The 15,462-nt window shown below is 70.6% G+C and carries 9 protein-coding genes; 7 read left to right on the forward strand and 2 right to left on the reverse strand.

Annotated elements, in window-relative coordinates; all coding sequences use genetic code 11:
• The first annotated feature begins 31 nt into the window (after positions 1 to 31).
• Complete coding sequence (locus tag CCR79_RS04705) at positions 32 to 4,078, forward strand: chemotaxis protein CheB (protein WP_201169279.1); 4,047 nt, start codon at positions 32 to 34, stop codon at positions 4,076 to 4,078.
• Between the two features lie 7 nt (positions 4,079 to 4,085).
• Here CCR79_RS04705 and cysB read toward each other — a convergent pair whose 3' ends face one another.
• Entirely contained in the window at positions 4,086 to 5,072 is a 987-nt protein-coding gene (cysB, locus tag CCR79_RS04710; RefSeq protein ID WP_201169288.1) for an HTH-type transcriptional regulator CysB, read from the reverse strand.
• A 90-nt stretch (positions 5,073 to 5,162) separates the two neighbouring features.
• Positions 5,163 to 6,383 carry a YeeE/YedE family protein gene (locus CCR79_RS04715; protein ID WP_201169291.1) on the reverse strand — a complete coding sequence of 407 codons (1,221 nt, stop codon included), beginning with the start codon at positions 6,381 to 6,383 and terminating at the stop codon, positions 5,163 to 5,165.
• A 285-nt stretch (positions 6,384 to 6,668) separates the two neighbouring features.
• On the opposite strand from CCR79_RS04715, the gene CCR79_RS04720 reads away from it, so the two are divergent.
• The 6 genes from CCR79_RS04720 to CCR79_RS04745 all read left to right on the forward strand — a co-directional run bounded on the left by CCR79_RS04720 (position 6,669) and on the right by CCR79_RS04745 (position 15,398).
• Positions 6,669 to 9,131, forward strand: coding sequence for a sensor domain-containing protein (locus CCR79_RS04720; RefSeq protein WP_201169294.1), 2,463 nt, complete (start codon positions 6,669 to 6,671; stop codon positions 9,129 to 9,131).
• Between the two features lie 97 nt (positions 9,132 to 9,228).
• A complete protein-coding gene (locus tag CCR79_RS04725; protein WP_238642223.1) occupies positions 9,229 to 9,972 on the forward strand; it encodes a beta-phosphoglucomutase family hydrolase in 744 nt (247 codons plus the stop codon).
• Between the two features lie 19 nt (positions 9,973 to 9,991).
• Positions 9,992 to 10,774 carry a trehalose-phosphatase gene (gene otsB / locus CCR79_RS04730; protein WP_201169306.1) on the forward strand — a complete coding sequence of 261 codons (783 nt, stop codon included), beginning with the start codon at positions 9,992 to 9,994 and terminating at the stop codon, positions 10,772 to 10,774.
• A gap of 13 nt (positions 10,775 to 10,787) precedes the next feature.
• Positions 10,788 to 13,211, forward strand: a complete 2,424-nt coding sequence (locus tag CCR79_RS04735) for a glycoside hydrolase family 65 protein (protein WP_201169308.1) — start codon at positions 10,788 to 10,790, stop codon at positions 13,209 to 13,211.
• Positions 13,212 to 13,280: 69 nt separating this feature from the next.
• Positions 13,281 to 13,778 carry an NfeD family protein gene (locus CCR79_RS04740; RefSeq protein ID WP_201169310.1) on the forward strand — a complete coding sequence of 166 codons (498 nt, stop codon included), beginning with the start codon at positions 13,281 to 13,283 and terminating at the stop codon, positions 13,776 to 13,778.
• Between the two features lie 147 nt (positions 13,779 to 13,925).
• Positions 13,926 to 15,398 carry an SLC13 family permease gene (locus CCR79_RS04745; RefSeq protein ID WP_201169312.1) on the forward strand — a complete coding sequence of 491 codons (1,473 nt, stop codon included), beginning with the start codon at positions 13,926 to 13,928 and terminating at the stop codon, positions 15,396 to 15,398.
• The last annotated feature ends 64 nt before the right edge of the window (positions 15,399 to 15,462 follow it).

A 15,462-nucleotide genomic window follows, 5' to 3' on the forward strand; every position in this document is an offset into this window, starting at 1 on the left:
AACGGAACTGCTTACAAAGAGGTCGCCCGACGTGCGTGCGCAAGGACTGCCGCCCGCCGAGTCCCCTCCCGCGCCCTTTATCGTGGGCGTTGCGGCCTCGGCCGGGGGGCTGGAACCCCTCCGCGGCCTGCTCCGCGAGCTCCCGGGCGATCTGGGTCTGAGCATCGTCATCGCCCAGCACCTCTCCCCCCACCACCGAAGCATCCTCACCGACCTGCTCAGCCGCGAGACCGCGCTCAGCGTCCACACCGCCGAAGACGGCGATCAGCTGGCCCCGGACACCGTTTACGTCACCCCGGCCAATAAGGACATCACCATCTCCAGGGGGCGCATTCTGCTCACCGAGCCCCCGGACCCGGTGCGACCGAAGCCCTCGGCGGACCGCCTCTTCCACTCCATGGCCGAGGCGTACCACGAGCTGTGCGCCGGGGTGGTCCTGTCGGGCACCGGTACCGACGGCGCCGCCGGCGCCCGCGCCATCAAGGCCGCCGGCGGTGCGGTGTTTGCCCAGGAGCCGGCCAGCGCCGCCTACGACGGCATGCCGCGGGCCGCGCTGCAGACCGGGTGCGCGGACAGCGTGCCGGACAGCCGCGGGCTGGCCGAGCGCCTGGCGCGCCTGGCCCGCGGCGAGCCGGCCGACGACCGGGAGCCGGCGCTCGGCGACGCCCTGGAGCGCATCGGCCAGCGCGTCTACCGCGAGCGCCAGATGGACCTCGGTGCCTACCGGGAGGCCACGGTGCAGCGCCGGCTGCAGCGACGGCTGGTGGCCACCGGGGCACGGGACGCCGCGCACTACGAGCAGCTGCTCCAGACGGACCCGGGCGAGGTGGACCGGCTGATCCGCGAGCTGCTCATCTCAGTGACCGCCTTCTTCCGGGACCGCGAGGCGTTCCAGGCTCTGGAAACCGTCATCGGCGAGCTGGCCCGGCAGCGCTCCGAGGACGCCGAGCTGCGCATCTGGGTACCCGGCTGCGCCACCGGCGAGGAGGCCTACTCCATCGCCATCCTGGTCCAGGAAGCCCTGGCGCAGCACGAGATCACGCGCCCGGTTCAGATCTTCGCCACGGACCTCGACGAGGAGGCGCTGACCGAGGCCCGCAGCGGGATCTACCCCGCCGGGGCGGTGGCCGACCTGCCCGGCGCCTGGCTCGAGCGCTACTTCGTGCGCGAGGGCGATCGGGTGCGCGCCGCCAAGCCGCTGCGCGACATGATGGTGTTCGCCCGGCAGGACCTGCTCAACGACCCGCCCTTCACCCGCCTGGATCTGATCAGCTGCCGCAACCTGCTGATCTACCTGCGCCCCGATACGCAGAAACGGATCCTGGAGCTGTTCCACTACGGGCTGCGCCCGGGCGGGCACCTGTTCCTGGGGCGGGCCGAGGGGATCAGCGGGCGAGAATACCTCTACACCGCCATCGACGGGGCGCAGCGGCTCTACCGCAAGCGCAACGATGTCCGTGCCACCCCGCCGAAGTTCGGCAACGGCGGCCCAGCCCCAGAGCGCAGCAGCCCCCCACCGCCGGCCGCGTCCAGGCGCACGCAGATGGATCAGCGCATCGCCGAGGGGCTGCAGGAGCTCTTCGCGCCGGAGCACGTCGTGGTCACCGCCGCCGGGACGGTGCTGCGCAGCCGCGGTGCGGGCAACTACATGCACTTGCCCGACGGCGACGCCAGCCTGAGCGTCCAGGCCCTGATCCGCGAGGAGCTGCGCTCGGAGCTGATCACCCTGCTCAATCGCTGCCACCGCGAGGGCCACCCGCAGATGGGCACCGCCCTGCGCCTGCGCCCGGAGCTTGAGTGGGTGCGCCTGCGGATCACCCCGCTGCCGGCGGCCACCGACGAGGGCTCGGTCTGCTACCTGATCCTCTTCGAGCGCGGTGCCTACGAGGAGCCGCCGCCGGAGATCGCCGAGGGCGACGAGCGGACGCAGCGGACCGTCGACACCCTGCGCGGCGAGCTGACGGCCACGCGGGAGCACCTGAGCGTCGTCACCGAGGAGTTGGAACGGGCCAATGAGGAGCTGCAGTCGACCAATGAGGAGCTGCAGTCCTCCAACGAGGAACTCCAGTCCACCAACGAAGAGCTGGAGACGAGCAACGAGGAGCTGCAGTCCACCAACGAAGAGCTGACCACCGTCAACGAGGAGCTGAACCGGCGCAGCGAGGAACTCAGCGAGGCGTACGACGACCTCGCCTCGGTGATGGACAGCCTCAGCGAGGGGCTGGTGGTCTTCGACGCCCACGCACGGATCAAGCGCTTCAACGCCGCGGCGCAGTCCCTGCTGGAGCTGCAGGAGGACTGGCTGGAGCAGCCGGTGAGCATCCTCTCCGGGCAGCTCGGGCTCTACGACTGGGGCGACCGCGTCCAGCGCGTCCTGCGCGAGGGCGACACGCTGGAGGAGTGGCTGGATTGCCAGGGGGAGCACCACCTGCTGCGGCTGCTGCCCTACTGGAGCCGCGCCAGCCGGCTGCAGGGCTGCATCCTGCTGCTGGTCAACTACACCAGCGTCGTGCGCGCCGAGACCCAGGTCCGCCTCCAGGCCCAGGCCCTCGATGCGACTTCCGAGGGCGTGGTCGTCGCCGATGCCCAGGTCCCCGGGCTGCCGGTGACCTACTGCAACCGATCGTTCAAGACCCTCACCGGCTACGAGCCGGAAGAGGCCATCGGCCACAACTGCCGCTTCCTGCAGGGGCCGGACACGGACCCCGCGGACGTGGACACCCTGCGCGCGGCCCTCTCCCGCCAGGAGCCGGTAAGCGTAGTCCTGACCAACTACCGCAAGGACGGCTCCCCGTTCCGCAATTACCTGCGTATCGACCCGGTCCGCAACGCCGCCGGGACGGTGACCCACTTCATCGGCATCCAGGGCGACGTCACCCGTCAGGAGGCCTACCAGTCGGAACTCCTCGCCGCCAAGACGGAGGCCGAGCAGGCCAGCCAGGCGAAGACGGAGTTCCTCTCCTCGATGAGCCACGAGCTGCGCACGCCGCTCAACGCCATCGTCGGCTTCACGCAGCTGCTCGCCGAGCACTCGGAGCCCTCCGCCGAGTCGCGGCAGCGCTACTACGGCGACATCCTCAGGGCGGGCTGGTACCTGCGGGATCTGATCAACGATGTCCTGGATCTGGCGCGGATCGAGGCCGGGGAGATGCACGTCGCGCCCACCGCCGTGCAGCTGTGTAGCGTGGCGGAGGACTGCCTGGCGGTGTGCAGCGGGGACGCCAGCGAGCACCGGATCGCCCTGACCGTCGAGGTCCCGGACGATCTCTGGGTGCAGGCCGATCCCATGCGACTGAAGCAGATCCTGCTCAATCTGCTCACCAACGGCATCAAGTACAACCGCCCCGGCGGCACCGTGCACCTCGATGCCCGCCCGGAGGCGGACGGCGACGCGGTCTCCGTGGTGGTCAGCGACAGCGGCATCGGCATCCCGCCGGAGAAGCGCGAACGGCTCTTCCTGCCCTTCGACCGGCTGGACCAGGACCGCGGTACCATCGAGGGGACGGGCATCGGCCTGCTGATCGCCCAGCGACTGGCGACATTCATGGCGGGGACCCTTGCGCTGCTGGACTCCAGCCCCGAGCGGGGCAGCCGCTTTCAGCTGCGCCTGCCCGCGGCGGACCCGCCGACCGAAGGGGCCGCCAGGCCGTCCCGTGCGGCGGAGTCGCCCATGGCGGACCATCCCCCTATCCGACCGGTGCGCATCCTCTACGTGGAGGACCAGTTCCTCAATCGCCTGCTCGTGCGCGGTCTGATCGACAACCGCAGCGACGCCGAACTCACCGAGGCGGAGGACGGCGCCTCGGCGCTGGGCATCGCGGCGGAGCAGGCCTTCGATCTGATCCTGCTCGACCTGCACCTGCCGGACATGGACGGCTTCCAGGTCATGGAGTCACTGCGCGGGCAGGGGATCGCTCCGGCGGTGCCGGTGGTCGCGGTCAGCGCCGACGCCCTGCCCGCCCAGCGTGAGCGCGCCGCGGAGCTGGGCTTCAGCGAGTACCTGGTCAAGCCGTTCCGGATCCAGGATCTCGAGCGGCTGATCCGGACGGTCGGCGCGGGGTTCGCCGACGAGGCCTGAGCCGACTTCAGGGAGAACCCGCGTCCAGCGCGGGATCCAGCGCCTCGAGCAGCGCCCGGCGGGCCTCCGGCGTGCGCGCCCGGATCGCCTGCTCGACCACCTCTTCGGTCAGGTGCGGCGCGAAGAGGTGGATGAAGGCGTACATGAAGCCGCGCAGGTGGCTGCCGCGGCGGAAGCCGATGCTCGTGGTGCTCGGGGCGAAGAGGTGGCTGGCGTCGCGGGCCACCAGCCCCTCGTCGGCATCGGGGTCGAAGGCCATGCTGGCGATGATCCCCACCCCGACCCCCAGCTGCACGTAGGTCTTGATCACCTCGGCGTCGGTGGCGGTGAAGGCCACCTCCGGCGCCAGCCCGGCGCCCTGAAAGGCCTCATCGAGCTGCGAGCGCCCGGTGAAACCGAAGACGTAGGTGACCAGCGGGTGGGCCGCCAGAGCCTCCAGGGTCAGCGGCTCCGCCTCGGCCAGCGGGTGGTCGGCGGGGACCACCACGCTCCGGTTCCAGCGGTAGCAGGGCATCATGACCAGATCCTCGAAGTGCTCCATGGCCTCGGTGGCGATGGCGAAATCCGCCTCGCCCCGGGCGGCGAGCTCGGCGATCTGCATGGGCGTGCCCTGGTGCATGTGCAGGCTGACATTGGGATAGCGGGCACGGAAGCGCTGGATGACCCGCGGCAGGGCGTACTTGGCCTGGGTCTGGGTGGTGGCGATGGTCAGCTGGCCGCGCTCCTGGCCGGCGTAGTCGGCGGCGATGGCGCGGATGTTGCGGGCTTCCTCGAGCAGCCGGGCGGTGGCCTCGATGATGCGCTCGCCGGCCGGCGTCAGGTGGGAGAGGCTCTTGCCGCTGCGCACGAAGATCTGGACGCCGAGCTCATCCTCGAGGGCCTGGATCTGCTTGCTCACCCCGGACTGCGACGTGTACAGGGCGTCCGCCGCCGCCGAGATGTTCAGGTTGCGGTGGACCACCTCGTGGATGAACTGCAGTTGCCTGAGCTTCATGGCCGTCCCTCGTGGCGCCTGATGATCGCGGGCCGGCCCCGCGTCGGCACCGGGCCGGCCCCTTCCCAGCGTACACCCCGCGGACTCCGCTCAGCAGGAGGCGGGCTGGCGCGGCTGCCGCGACTCCTCGCCGAAGAACCAGGGCCGCAGGCGCACCCCGACCACGTTGCCGAGGAAGGCGAAGATCAGCCACACCCAGCCGTGCAGGCTGCCCGAGGCGATACCGCCGAAATAGGCGCCGATGTTGCAGCCGAAGGCCAGCCGCGCGCCGTAGCCGAGCAGCAACCCGCCGATGATCGATGCCGCCAGGGCCCGCGGCGGGATACGCAGGCTCGGCGCCAGCCGCCCGGCGAGCACCGCGGCGAGCAGCGCGCCGAGGATGATGCCGAAGTTCACCACCGAGGTGGCGTCAGCCAGCACGCTGGCCTCCAGCGCCCGGGCGTTGCCCGGCAGCTGCCAGTAGCCCCACTGCGCCACCTCGATGCCCACCGCCTCGAAGCCCTTGGCACCCCAAAGGGCGAAGGCGGCGGTGATCCCCCAGGGCCGCCCGGAGAGGATCAGCGTCAGCGCGTTGAGCACGGCCAGCGCCACCGCCCCCCAGATCAGCGGCCAGGGGCCACGCAGGAACCGTTGCCAGCCGGCGCGCCCAGCGGCCGCCGGCTGTTCCAGCGCGCCGTGGCGGCGGCGTTCGAAGTACACGGTGCCGGCGTAGATGGTGGCGAACAGCGCCAGGCTCAGGGCCAGGCCGCCGGTCACGCCCAGCCCCTCGACCACCGAGACCGCCTCGAAGGCCGGCAGATCCCACCACCAGTCCACGTGATGGGTGGCGATCACCGAGCCCAGGATGAACCCGAGCAGCGTGATGACCATCCGGGCATTGCCACCGCCGACGGTGAACAGCGTCCCCGAGGCGCAACCGCCGCCGATCTGCATGCCGAGGCCGAAGAGGAACGACCCCACCACGACGGCCACGCCCACCGGGAAGACGTAGCCGCTGAGCTCGTTGCCGAACGCCGACCCGGCATCGAGCAGCGGGAAAAAGAGCAGGACCGCCACCGCCAGCATGATCATCTGCGCCCGCAGCCCGCGACCGCGGCGCTCGTTGATGAACACCCGCCAGGCGGCGGTGAACCCGAAGGCGGCGTGGTAGAGCACCACGCCCAGCGCACCGCCGACGATGAGCAGCGCGGCCTGCGTGGGGCTGATGAATGCCCCAAGGTAGAGCGCCCCGACGGCAAGCAGGCCGAGGCTGGCCCAGCCGGCGATCGGGGCCGCACTGCCCCGCGCGGTCAGGGTGATGGATGACGACATGGTTGCCTCCCGTCTCGATAGGTACCGGCCCCGCCGGATCCGGGGCCGTCTGAGTCGAGAGGCTACGCCGCGCGCAACAGCGCCGTGAAAGGACGCTTCGGCCTATGCATATTCCGCTGCGGCGGTGGCACGCGGCAGCGCCCCGCCCCGGAGACCGTGTCAAGACAACCGCAGTGATCGGATTGCCGCACCCGGGCATTCCCCTGTTTCGTCGATGTGATAGCGTATCAACATCACGGATCGCCGGGTTCCTGGCCCGGCACTGGCACCAGCGAGGAACCGCCCTTGCCGAGCGGTCGCGACCCCCAGCATCAACGCAGTGCCGTCCTGGCAACCCCGGTGACCATCGCCGCCCAGGGGGCGGAGGCGTGCGACTGGCTGCGCGCCCTGGACGCCCTCTCCGAGCCGGTGTTCATCCACGACGAGCACTACCGCATCCTCGCCGCCAACCGGGCCTACGCCGAGCGGGCCGGGCTGGCCCCGGAGGAGTTCCGGCTGCGCCCCTACTGGGAGGTCTTCCCCCGCCGGGACGGCCCCTTGCCCAGCTGCCGCGCCGCCATGGAGCAGGGCCGCTGCGGCGAACGCCGGGGCAGCGGCGAGATCACCGAGGAGCTGGCCCTGCCCACCGGCGAGATCCTCATTTCGCGCTCGTTCGCCGTCACCGACGCCGAAGGCCGCTACAGACAGTCGGTGCACATCCTCGAGGACATCACCGAGCAGCGCCGGCGCGAGCACCGGCTGAGCGTCGCCGAGTCCCGCGCTCGCGAGCGCGAGCACCAGCTCGACCGGGTCCTGAGCAACACCGCCGAGGGCATCCTGGTGGTGGATGACCACGGGCGGATCGTCTACGCCAACGCCACCGCCGGCACCCTCACCGGCCACCCGCCCGCCGAGCTGATCGGCCAGGTCTTCGGCTTCCCGGTGGCGACCGGGGCGCCCCAGGAGATCGAACTGCGGACCGGCGAAGGCGGCAGCCGGATCGTCGAGATGCGGGCGCGGACCATGCGCTGGGAGGGCGATCCGGCCTTCGTCCTCAACCTCCACGACGTGACCGAGCGTAAGCGCGTCGAGCGCGAGCTGCGCCAGGCGGCCATCGTCTTCGAGGAGGCCCGCGAGGGGGTGATCATCACCGACGCCGAGGCCACCATCGTCGCCGTCAACCGGGCCTTCACCCGCATCACCGGCTACGAGGAGGACCAGGCCCTCGGCCGCAACCCCCGCTTCCTCGCCTCCGGCTTCCACAGCCAGGCCTTCTACGAGGCCATGTGGGAGGCAATCCGCAGCCACGGCTACTGGACCGGAGAGATCTGGAACCGCCGCAACGACGGCACCACCTTCGCCGAGCTGGCCACCATCCGCGAGCTGCGCGACGAGTCCGGCCACCCCACCCACTACATCGGGGTGTTCTCGGACATCTCGCGGATCAAGGAGTACCAGAGCCAGCTCGAGCGGGTCATGCATCTGGATCCGCTCACCGAGCTGCCCAACCGCCTGCTCTTCCAGGACCGCCTGGAGCAGGCCCTGCGCCAGCACCAGCGCCAGCGCCGGCGCGGCGGCGACAGCACGGTGGCGGTGCTGATCGTCGATCTGAGTGATTTCCGCGCCGTCAACGACAGCCTCGGCCACGCCATCGGCGACCGCACCCTGCGGATCATTGGCGAGCGGCTCGACGCCGCCGTGGGCGACTCGGCCACGGTGGCACGGCTCAGCGGCGACGAGTTCGGCGTGCTGCTGCCCCAGCTGGTCAGCACCGACGATGCCGCCGGCACCGCCGAGCGGCTGATCGCCGCCGCCGAGGCACCGCTGGAGATCGAGGGCCACCAGATCCCCATCACCCTGCGCGTCGGCCTGAGCACCTTCCCGGACCAGGCCCAGGGCGCCAGCGTACTGCTCGAGCAGGCCGACGCCGCCATGTACGAGGCCAAGAGCGAGGGCGTGGGCTACCGCTTCTTCAGCGAGGAGCTGACCGAGCGCGCCCGCGAGCGCATCGAGCTCGGCGCCGAACTGCGCCAGGCCCTGGCCAGCGACGCCCTGGACCTGCACTTCCAGCCCCAGGCGGACCTGGCCAGCGGGCAATGGATCGGGCTCGAGGCGCTGTTGCGGTGGCCGCACCCGGAACGCGGTCCGATCTCGCCGGCGCGATTTATCCCGGTGGCCGAGCACGCCGGTCTGATGGGCCAGCTCGGCGCCTGGGTTCTGCGCCGTGCCTGCCGGCAGTACCAGGCCCTGCTCCGCAACGGGCGGGACTGGGGGCGCCTGGCGGTCAACATCACCGCCCCCGAGCTCGCCGATCCCGGTTTCGTCGGCCGCGTGCTGAGCACCCTGGACGAGACCGGGCTGCCGCCCGACCGCCTGGAGCTGGAGATCACCGAGAGCCTGCTGGTGAACACCGACACGCGGGTCATCGCCCGCCTCGACGAACTGCGCCGCCACGGCGTTCGCGTGGCCGTGGACGATTTCGGCACCGGCTACTCGGCGCTCAGTTACCTCAAGGATCTACCCGTGGACCGGCTGAAGATCGACCGCTCCTTTGTCGACAACGTCGATCAGCCCTCCCGCGGGGCGACGATCACCCGGGCCATCCTCGCCCTCGGCCACAGCCTGGAGCTGGAGGTCATCGCCGAGGGCATCGAGACCGTGGCCCAGCGCGACGCCCTGCTGGAGGCCGGCTGCCTCCAGGGCCAGGGCTACCTGCTGGCGCGACCGGCGCCGCTGGAACAGCTCACCCCGCCCGACCCGCCCTCCTAGGCTTCCGGTCCACGGTTCGCGGCACCGGACGGGGATGACGACGGGGTCACGCATAAGGCCTTGCACAACCCGAAGGAGGTGCGCCAAAGTGAACCTAATGGATCCGTCAGCCGTTGACATCGCCGATTACCAGGCCGCCATCTTCGACATGGACGGCGTGGTCACCCGTACCGCCACGGTGCACGCCCGGGCGTGGAAGGAGATGTTCGACGCCTTCCTGCAGGCGCATGCCGAGCGAACCGGCACCCCCTTCGCCCCCTTCGACGCAGAGACCGAGTACTGGGAGCACGTCGACGGCCTGCCGCGCCAGGAGGGCGTGCGCCGTTTCCTGGCCGCGCGCGGCATCGACCTGCCCGAGGGCGAAGAGGACGACCCACCGGAACACGACACCATCCACGGCCTGGGCCGCCGCAAGGACGCACTGATCCAGGCGGTCATCGAGCGCGACGGCGTGGAGGTCTTCCCGGACTGGCTGGAGCGGGTCCGGCAGTGGCGGGCCGCCGGGGTGCGCACGGCCATCGTCTCCTCGAGCCGCAACTGCCGTCGGATGATCCAGGCCGCCGGAATCGAGACCCTGTTCGACGCCCGGGTGGACGGCGAGACCGCCCGCGAGCTGGGCCTGCGTGGCAAGCCGGATGCCGACATCTTCCTGGTCGCCGCCGAGCGGCTGGGGGTGGCCCCGGGACAGAGCGTAGTCTTCGAAGACGCCATCTCCGGCGTCCAGGCCGGCGCCGCCGGGCCCTTCGCCCTGGTGGTGGGCGTGGCCCGCCACGACAATCACGATGTCCTGCGTGCCCACGGCGCCGACGTCGCCGTGGCGGCGCTGACCGAACTGAGCTGAGCCACAGGAGGCGCAAGCGATGCAATCCCCCCCGGAGCTGTTCGAACCGGCGGTGCTCGATGAACTGCGCACGCGCATGGAGGGGCGGAGCACGCCGCTGTTCCTCGACTACGACGGCACCCTGACGCCGATCGTCGACGACCCGGCCGAGGCGCGGCTGGATCCGGCCATGCACGCGGCGCTGGAGCAGCTGGCCGCCCGCCACACCGTGGCCCTGGTCAGCGGCCGCGACCTGCAGGCGCTGCAGGCGTTCGTCGGTCTGGAGTCGGTCTATTACGCGGGCAGCCACGGCTTCGAGATCGTCGGCCCCGGCGGCGTACACCGCTGCAACGAAGAGGCCGAGGCCGGCCTGGACGCCCTGGCCGCGGCGGCCGAGGAACTCGACGACGCCCTCGCGGCGGTCGAGGGCACCCTGCTCGAGCGCAAGCGCTTCGCCCTCGCCGTGCACTACCGGAATACGCCGGAGGATCAGGTCGAGCGCGTCCGGGCCGCCGTGGACGGGGTGCTTGAGCGCCACCCGCAGCTGCGCTGCGGGCCGGGCAAGTGCGTCTTCGAGCTGCAGCCGGACGTCGCCTGGGACAAGGGCCGCGCGGTGCTCTGGCTGCTTGAGGCGCTGTCGCTGAACAACGGCGACACCCTGCCCATCTACATCGGCGACGACTGGACCGATGAGCACGCCTTCCGGGCCCTGGAGGGCCGCGGCGTGGGCATCTTCGTCGGCGAGCCCGACCGCGCCACCGCCGCCGACTACCGGCTGGCCGACGTGGCCGCCGTCCGCCAATTCTTCGAGCAGATGCTGTGAAGGGGCTTCAGCGATGACGCTACCGGAGACCGAAGGCTGGCAACTGACCTACCAGGGCTGGCTGCCCGAGGAGCAGCAGCACCGCGAGGCGATCTGCGTGCTGGGCAATGGCCGTTTCGCGACCCGCGGCGCCTTCGAGGGGGCCGCCGCCGGCGACATCCACTACCCCGGCACCTACATGGCCGGCGGCTACAACCGTCGCACCAGTCTGGTCTCCGGCCGCGAGGTGGAGAACGAGGACCTGGTCAATCTGCCCAACTGGCTCTGCCTGAACTTCCGCCCGGCCGAGGGCGACTGGTTCGACTTCGACGGCGTGGAGTGGCTGGACCACCGGCAGACCCTGGACATGCGCCACGGGGTGCTGACCTGGCACCTGCACTTTCGCGACCCGCACGGGCGCGAGACGCGGCTGACCAGCCGGCGGCTGGTGCATATGGGCGACAGCCACCTGGCCGCGCTGCACTGGGAGCTGGAACCGGTGAACTGGACCGGCGCGCTGCACATCCGCTCAGGGATCGACGGCGGCGTCGAGAACCTCGGCGTGGCCCGTTACCGGGCCCTGGAGACCCGCCACCTGGATGTCCTCGCCACCGAACGCTGCAGCGACGAGGCGGTCATGCTGCGCAGCATGACCAATCAGTCGCGCATCGACCTGGCCCACGCAGTGCGCACCCGGGCCTGGCAGGCCGACGGCCGCGGGCCGGAGCACCGCGAGCGGCTGGAGACCGACGACTACATCGGTGACGACCTGACCCTGCAGGCCGAGCCGGGGCAGCCGATCCGCGTCGAGAAGGTCGCCGCCTTCTACAGCGGCCGGGACCGGGCCATCTGCGAGCCGGGCATCGATGCGGCTTCCGCGGTGGAGCGCGCCCCGGCCTTCGACGAGCTGCTGCGCACCCACGCCAAGGCGTGGGAACGCTACTGGCGCGGCTGGGACGTGACGCTGCATACCGACAACAACGGCGAGGCCGAGGAGCAGACGGTCCTGCGCCTGCACATCTTCCATCTGCTGCAGACCACCTCGCTGCACACCACCGATCTGGACGTGGGCGTTCCGGCGCGCGGCCTGCACGGCGAGGCCTACCGCGGGCACATCTTCTGGGACGAGCTGTTCATCCTGCCGCTGCTCAATCTGCACAGCCCGGAGATCAGCCGCGCCCTGCTGATGTACCGCTACCGCCGCCTGCCCGAGGCGCGCCGGGCGGCTGCCGCCGAGGGGCTGCGTGGGGCCATGTACCCGTGGCAGAGCGGCAGCAGCGGCCGCGAGGAGACGCAGACCCTGCACCTCAACCCGGCCTCGGGGCGCTGGCTGCCGGACAACACCCACCGCCAGCGCCACGTCAACGCCGCCATCGCCCACAACATCTGGCGCTACTATGAGGTCTCCGGCGACACCGACTTCATGGCCTTCGCCGGCGCCGAGATGATCCTGAGCATCGCCCAGTTCTGGGCCAGCCTGGCCACCTACAACCCGCAGCGCCAGCGCTACGAGATCCGCGGCATCGTCGGCCCCGATGAGTTCCACACGCGCTATCCGGGCAGCGACGAGATCGGGCTGGCCAACAACGCCTACACCAATGTCATGGCCGCCTGGTGCCTGCGCATCGCCCGCCAGGCCCTGGAGGTCATCGGCCCGACGCCACGCAGCGAGCTCCTCGACCGGCTGGCGATCGACGAGGCGGAACTCACCCGCTGGCAGGAGATCAGCCAGCGGATGTTCATCCCCTTCCACGGCGACGGCATCATCAGCCAGTTCGAGGGCTACGACCAGCTCGAGGAACTGGACTGGGCCGGCTACCGCGAGCATTACGGCAACATCCAGCGGCTCGACCGGATCCTTGAGGCCGAGGGCGATGACGTCAACCGCTACCAGGCGAGCAAGCAGGCCGACCTGCTGATGCTCTTCTACCTGTTCTCCCGGCAGCAGATCGAAACCCTGTTCGCCGACATGGGCTACGAGCTCGACGCCGAGGCCATCCCGCGCAACATCGCCTACTACGAGGCGCGCACCTCCCACGGCTCGACGCTGAGCAACATCGTCCACTCGTGGGTGCTGGCGCGCTCCGACCGGCAGCGCTCCTGGGATCTGTTCGGCAACGCGCTGATCAGCGACCTGGGCGACATCCAGGGCGGCACCACCAAGGAGGGCATCCACCTCGGGGCCATGGCCGGCACCGTGGACCTGGCGCTGCGCGGCTACACCGGCATGGAACCGCGGGACGGCATCCTGTGGCTCGATCCCATGCTGCCCGATGGGCTCCACGAGGTGGAGCACAAGATCCATTATCGCGGCCACTGGATCCACCTGGTGGTCAATCACACCCGGCTCACCCTGCGCCTGGAGGAGGGGCCGTGGCCGCCGGTGCGCATCGGCTACCGCAACGAGGTCCACGACCTGCACCAGGGCGAGACCCTGGAGCTGGCCTACCAGCGCTGATGGCGGCGGGGCTGGCCTCCCGCCGCCCGGCTCGCTACCTTGGGGATCCGGACCCTGCGCGGAGGCCCCATGGACCCGATGAACGACCCGCAATCGGTGTGGACGGTATGGCTCACCCTGGCGGTGGTGCTGCTCGGCGTCGAGATCCTGCTCGCCGGCGGTGGCGCCGGGGTGCTGCTGGCCCTGGCGGTAATGGCCTTCGCCGGCATGGCCATGGCCCTGCTCGGCGCGCCGCTGGTCGCGCAGATCGCCGTGGCCATCCTCGCCGGGCTGGCCTCGCTGCCGTTCATGGTCTGGGTCTTCCGGCGCATGGGCCGCGGCGGCGGCCCGCCCTCAGCGGATGACAGTGCCCTGCGCCGCACCGCCTTCGAGGCCTACTACGACCTGCGCGGCCACCTGCGCGTGCGCGCCTTCGGCGACCACCTGATGGCCATCCCCGACCCCGCCGACGACCCCGAGATCGCCCCGGGCAGTGCCGTGCGCATCGTCCGGCTGGAAGGCACGCGGGCCATCGTCCGCCCGGTGGACGCCCCGGTCGGCGCACGGCTCGACGACGCCGAGGCCTGACGGCGAGCGGCAGGCCCTTCCGAGCGGCGGCCGTAAACCCGAGCCGGGGTTCGGGTCAATGCTCGGACCCCGTTTTTATTGACCTATTGAGGGGGAGGGGGCTTGTGGTCCACCTTATGCGCTCTTCGAACGCTGATGGAGGTATCCATGGAGTCTTATCGGCAGCGCATTGGACTGTTCCTGGGGCCATTGGTGGCCCTGGCCGGCTTGCTGGTCGGCCCGCCCGGCGAATTGACCCAGGCCGAGTGGAACGTCGCCCTGGTCGCCATCCTGATGGCCATCTGGTGGATCAGTGAGGCGCTGCCCCTTGCCGCCACGGCGCTGGTCCCCATCGTCGCCTTCCCGCTGCTCGGGGTCATGGAGGTCGGCGATGTCACCGAGGCCTACGGCAACCACCTGATCTACCTGTTCCTGGGTGGTTTCTTCATCGCCGTGACCATGCAGCGCTGGAACCTCCATCGGCGCATCGCCCTGCACACCATCAACCTCGTCGGTCCCTCGCCCCGGCGCATCATCCTCGGCTTCATGCTGGCCACCGCCGGGCTGTCCATGTGGATCAGCAACACGGCCACGGCGATGATGATGCTGCCCATCGCCCTGGCGGTGCTCAAGCAGAGCCAGGAGGAAGCCGAGCAGAACGGACAGGAGCTGCCCCGCGGCTTTGGCGTGGTGCTCATGCTCGGTGTCGCCTACGCCGCGTCAATCGGCGGCATCGCCACGCTGATCGGCACGCCACCGAACGCGGTGCTCGCCGGTCAGGCCCAGGAGCTCTACGACATCGAGATCACCTTCGCCAGCTGGATGGCCTTCGGCCTGCCCTTGTCCCTGCTCTTTCTCGGCATCGCCTGGGTCTATCTGGCTTTCAGCCGCCACTGCCGCGGCATCGGGCATCTGGTCAGTGGCCGCGAGACCATCCGCCAGGAGCTGGCCGAGATCGGCCGCATGGACCCCGCCGAGCGCCGCGTGCTGAGCGTCTTCGTGCTGGTGGCCCTGGCCTGGGTCCTGCGCGGTTTCCTGCCCGAGGGCGTGCTCGATGAGTTCGGCGACGCCAGCATCGCCATGGCCGGTGCCCTGGCGCTGTTCCTGCTGCCCTCGGGCAAGGAAAAGGGGCAGCGGCTGCTCGACTGGGACACCGCCGTGAAGATCCCCTGGGACATCGTCCTGCTCTTCGGCGGCGGCTTCGCCCTGGCGGCGGGCTTTGGCGCCAGCGGCCTGTCCGAGAGCCTGGCCGAGGCCCTGCAGGTGCTCGACGGCGTCTCCATCTTCCTGATCATCGCTGCCTGCGTGGCCCTGGTGGTCTTCCTCACCGAGGTGACCTCCAACACCGCCACGGCGACGGTGTTCATCCCGCTGATGGGCGCGCTGGCCGTGGCCACCAACTTCAACCCGCTGGTGCTGATGGCCGCCGTGGCCGTCGCTGCCTCCTGCGCCTTCATGCTGCCGGTGGCCACGCCGCCGAACGCCGTCGTCTTCGGCAGCCGGGCCCTGACCGTGCCGGACATGGCGCGCGCCGGGCTGCTGCTGAACCTGGTCACCATCGTGCTGACCACGGTGTTCGTCTACTTCCTGCTGCCGGTGGCCCTGGGCGTGGAGCTGACCACGGTCATCGAGAAGCAGTAACCCCAAGGGGATCGTTCCACCATCCCCGCGGCAACGGGCCGCCGATCCACCGGATCGGCGGCCT

Origin of the sequence: Halorhodospira halophila, assembly GCF_016653405.1 — a bacterium.
Taxonomy (GTDB): Bacteria; Pseudomonadota; Gammaproteobacteria; order Nitrococcales; family Halorhodospiraceae; genus Halorhodospira; species Halorhodospira halophila_A.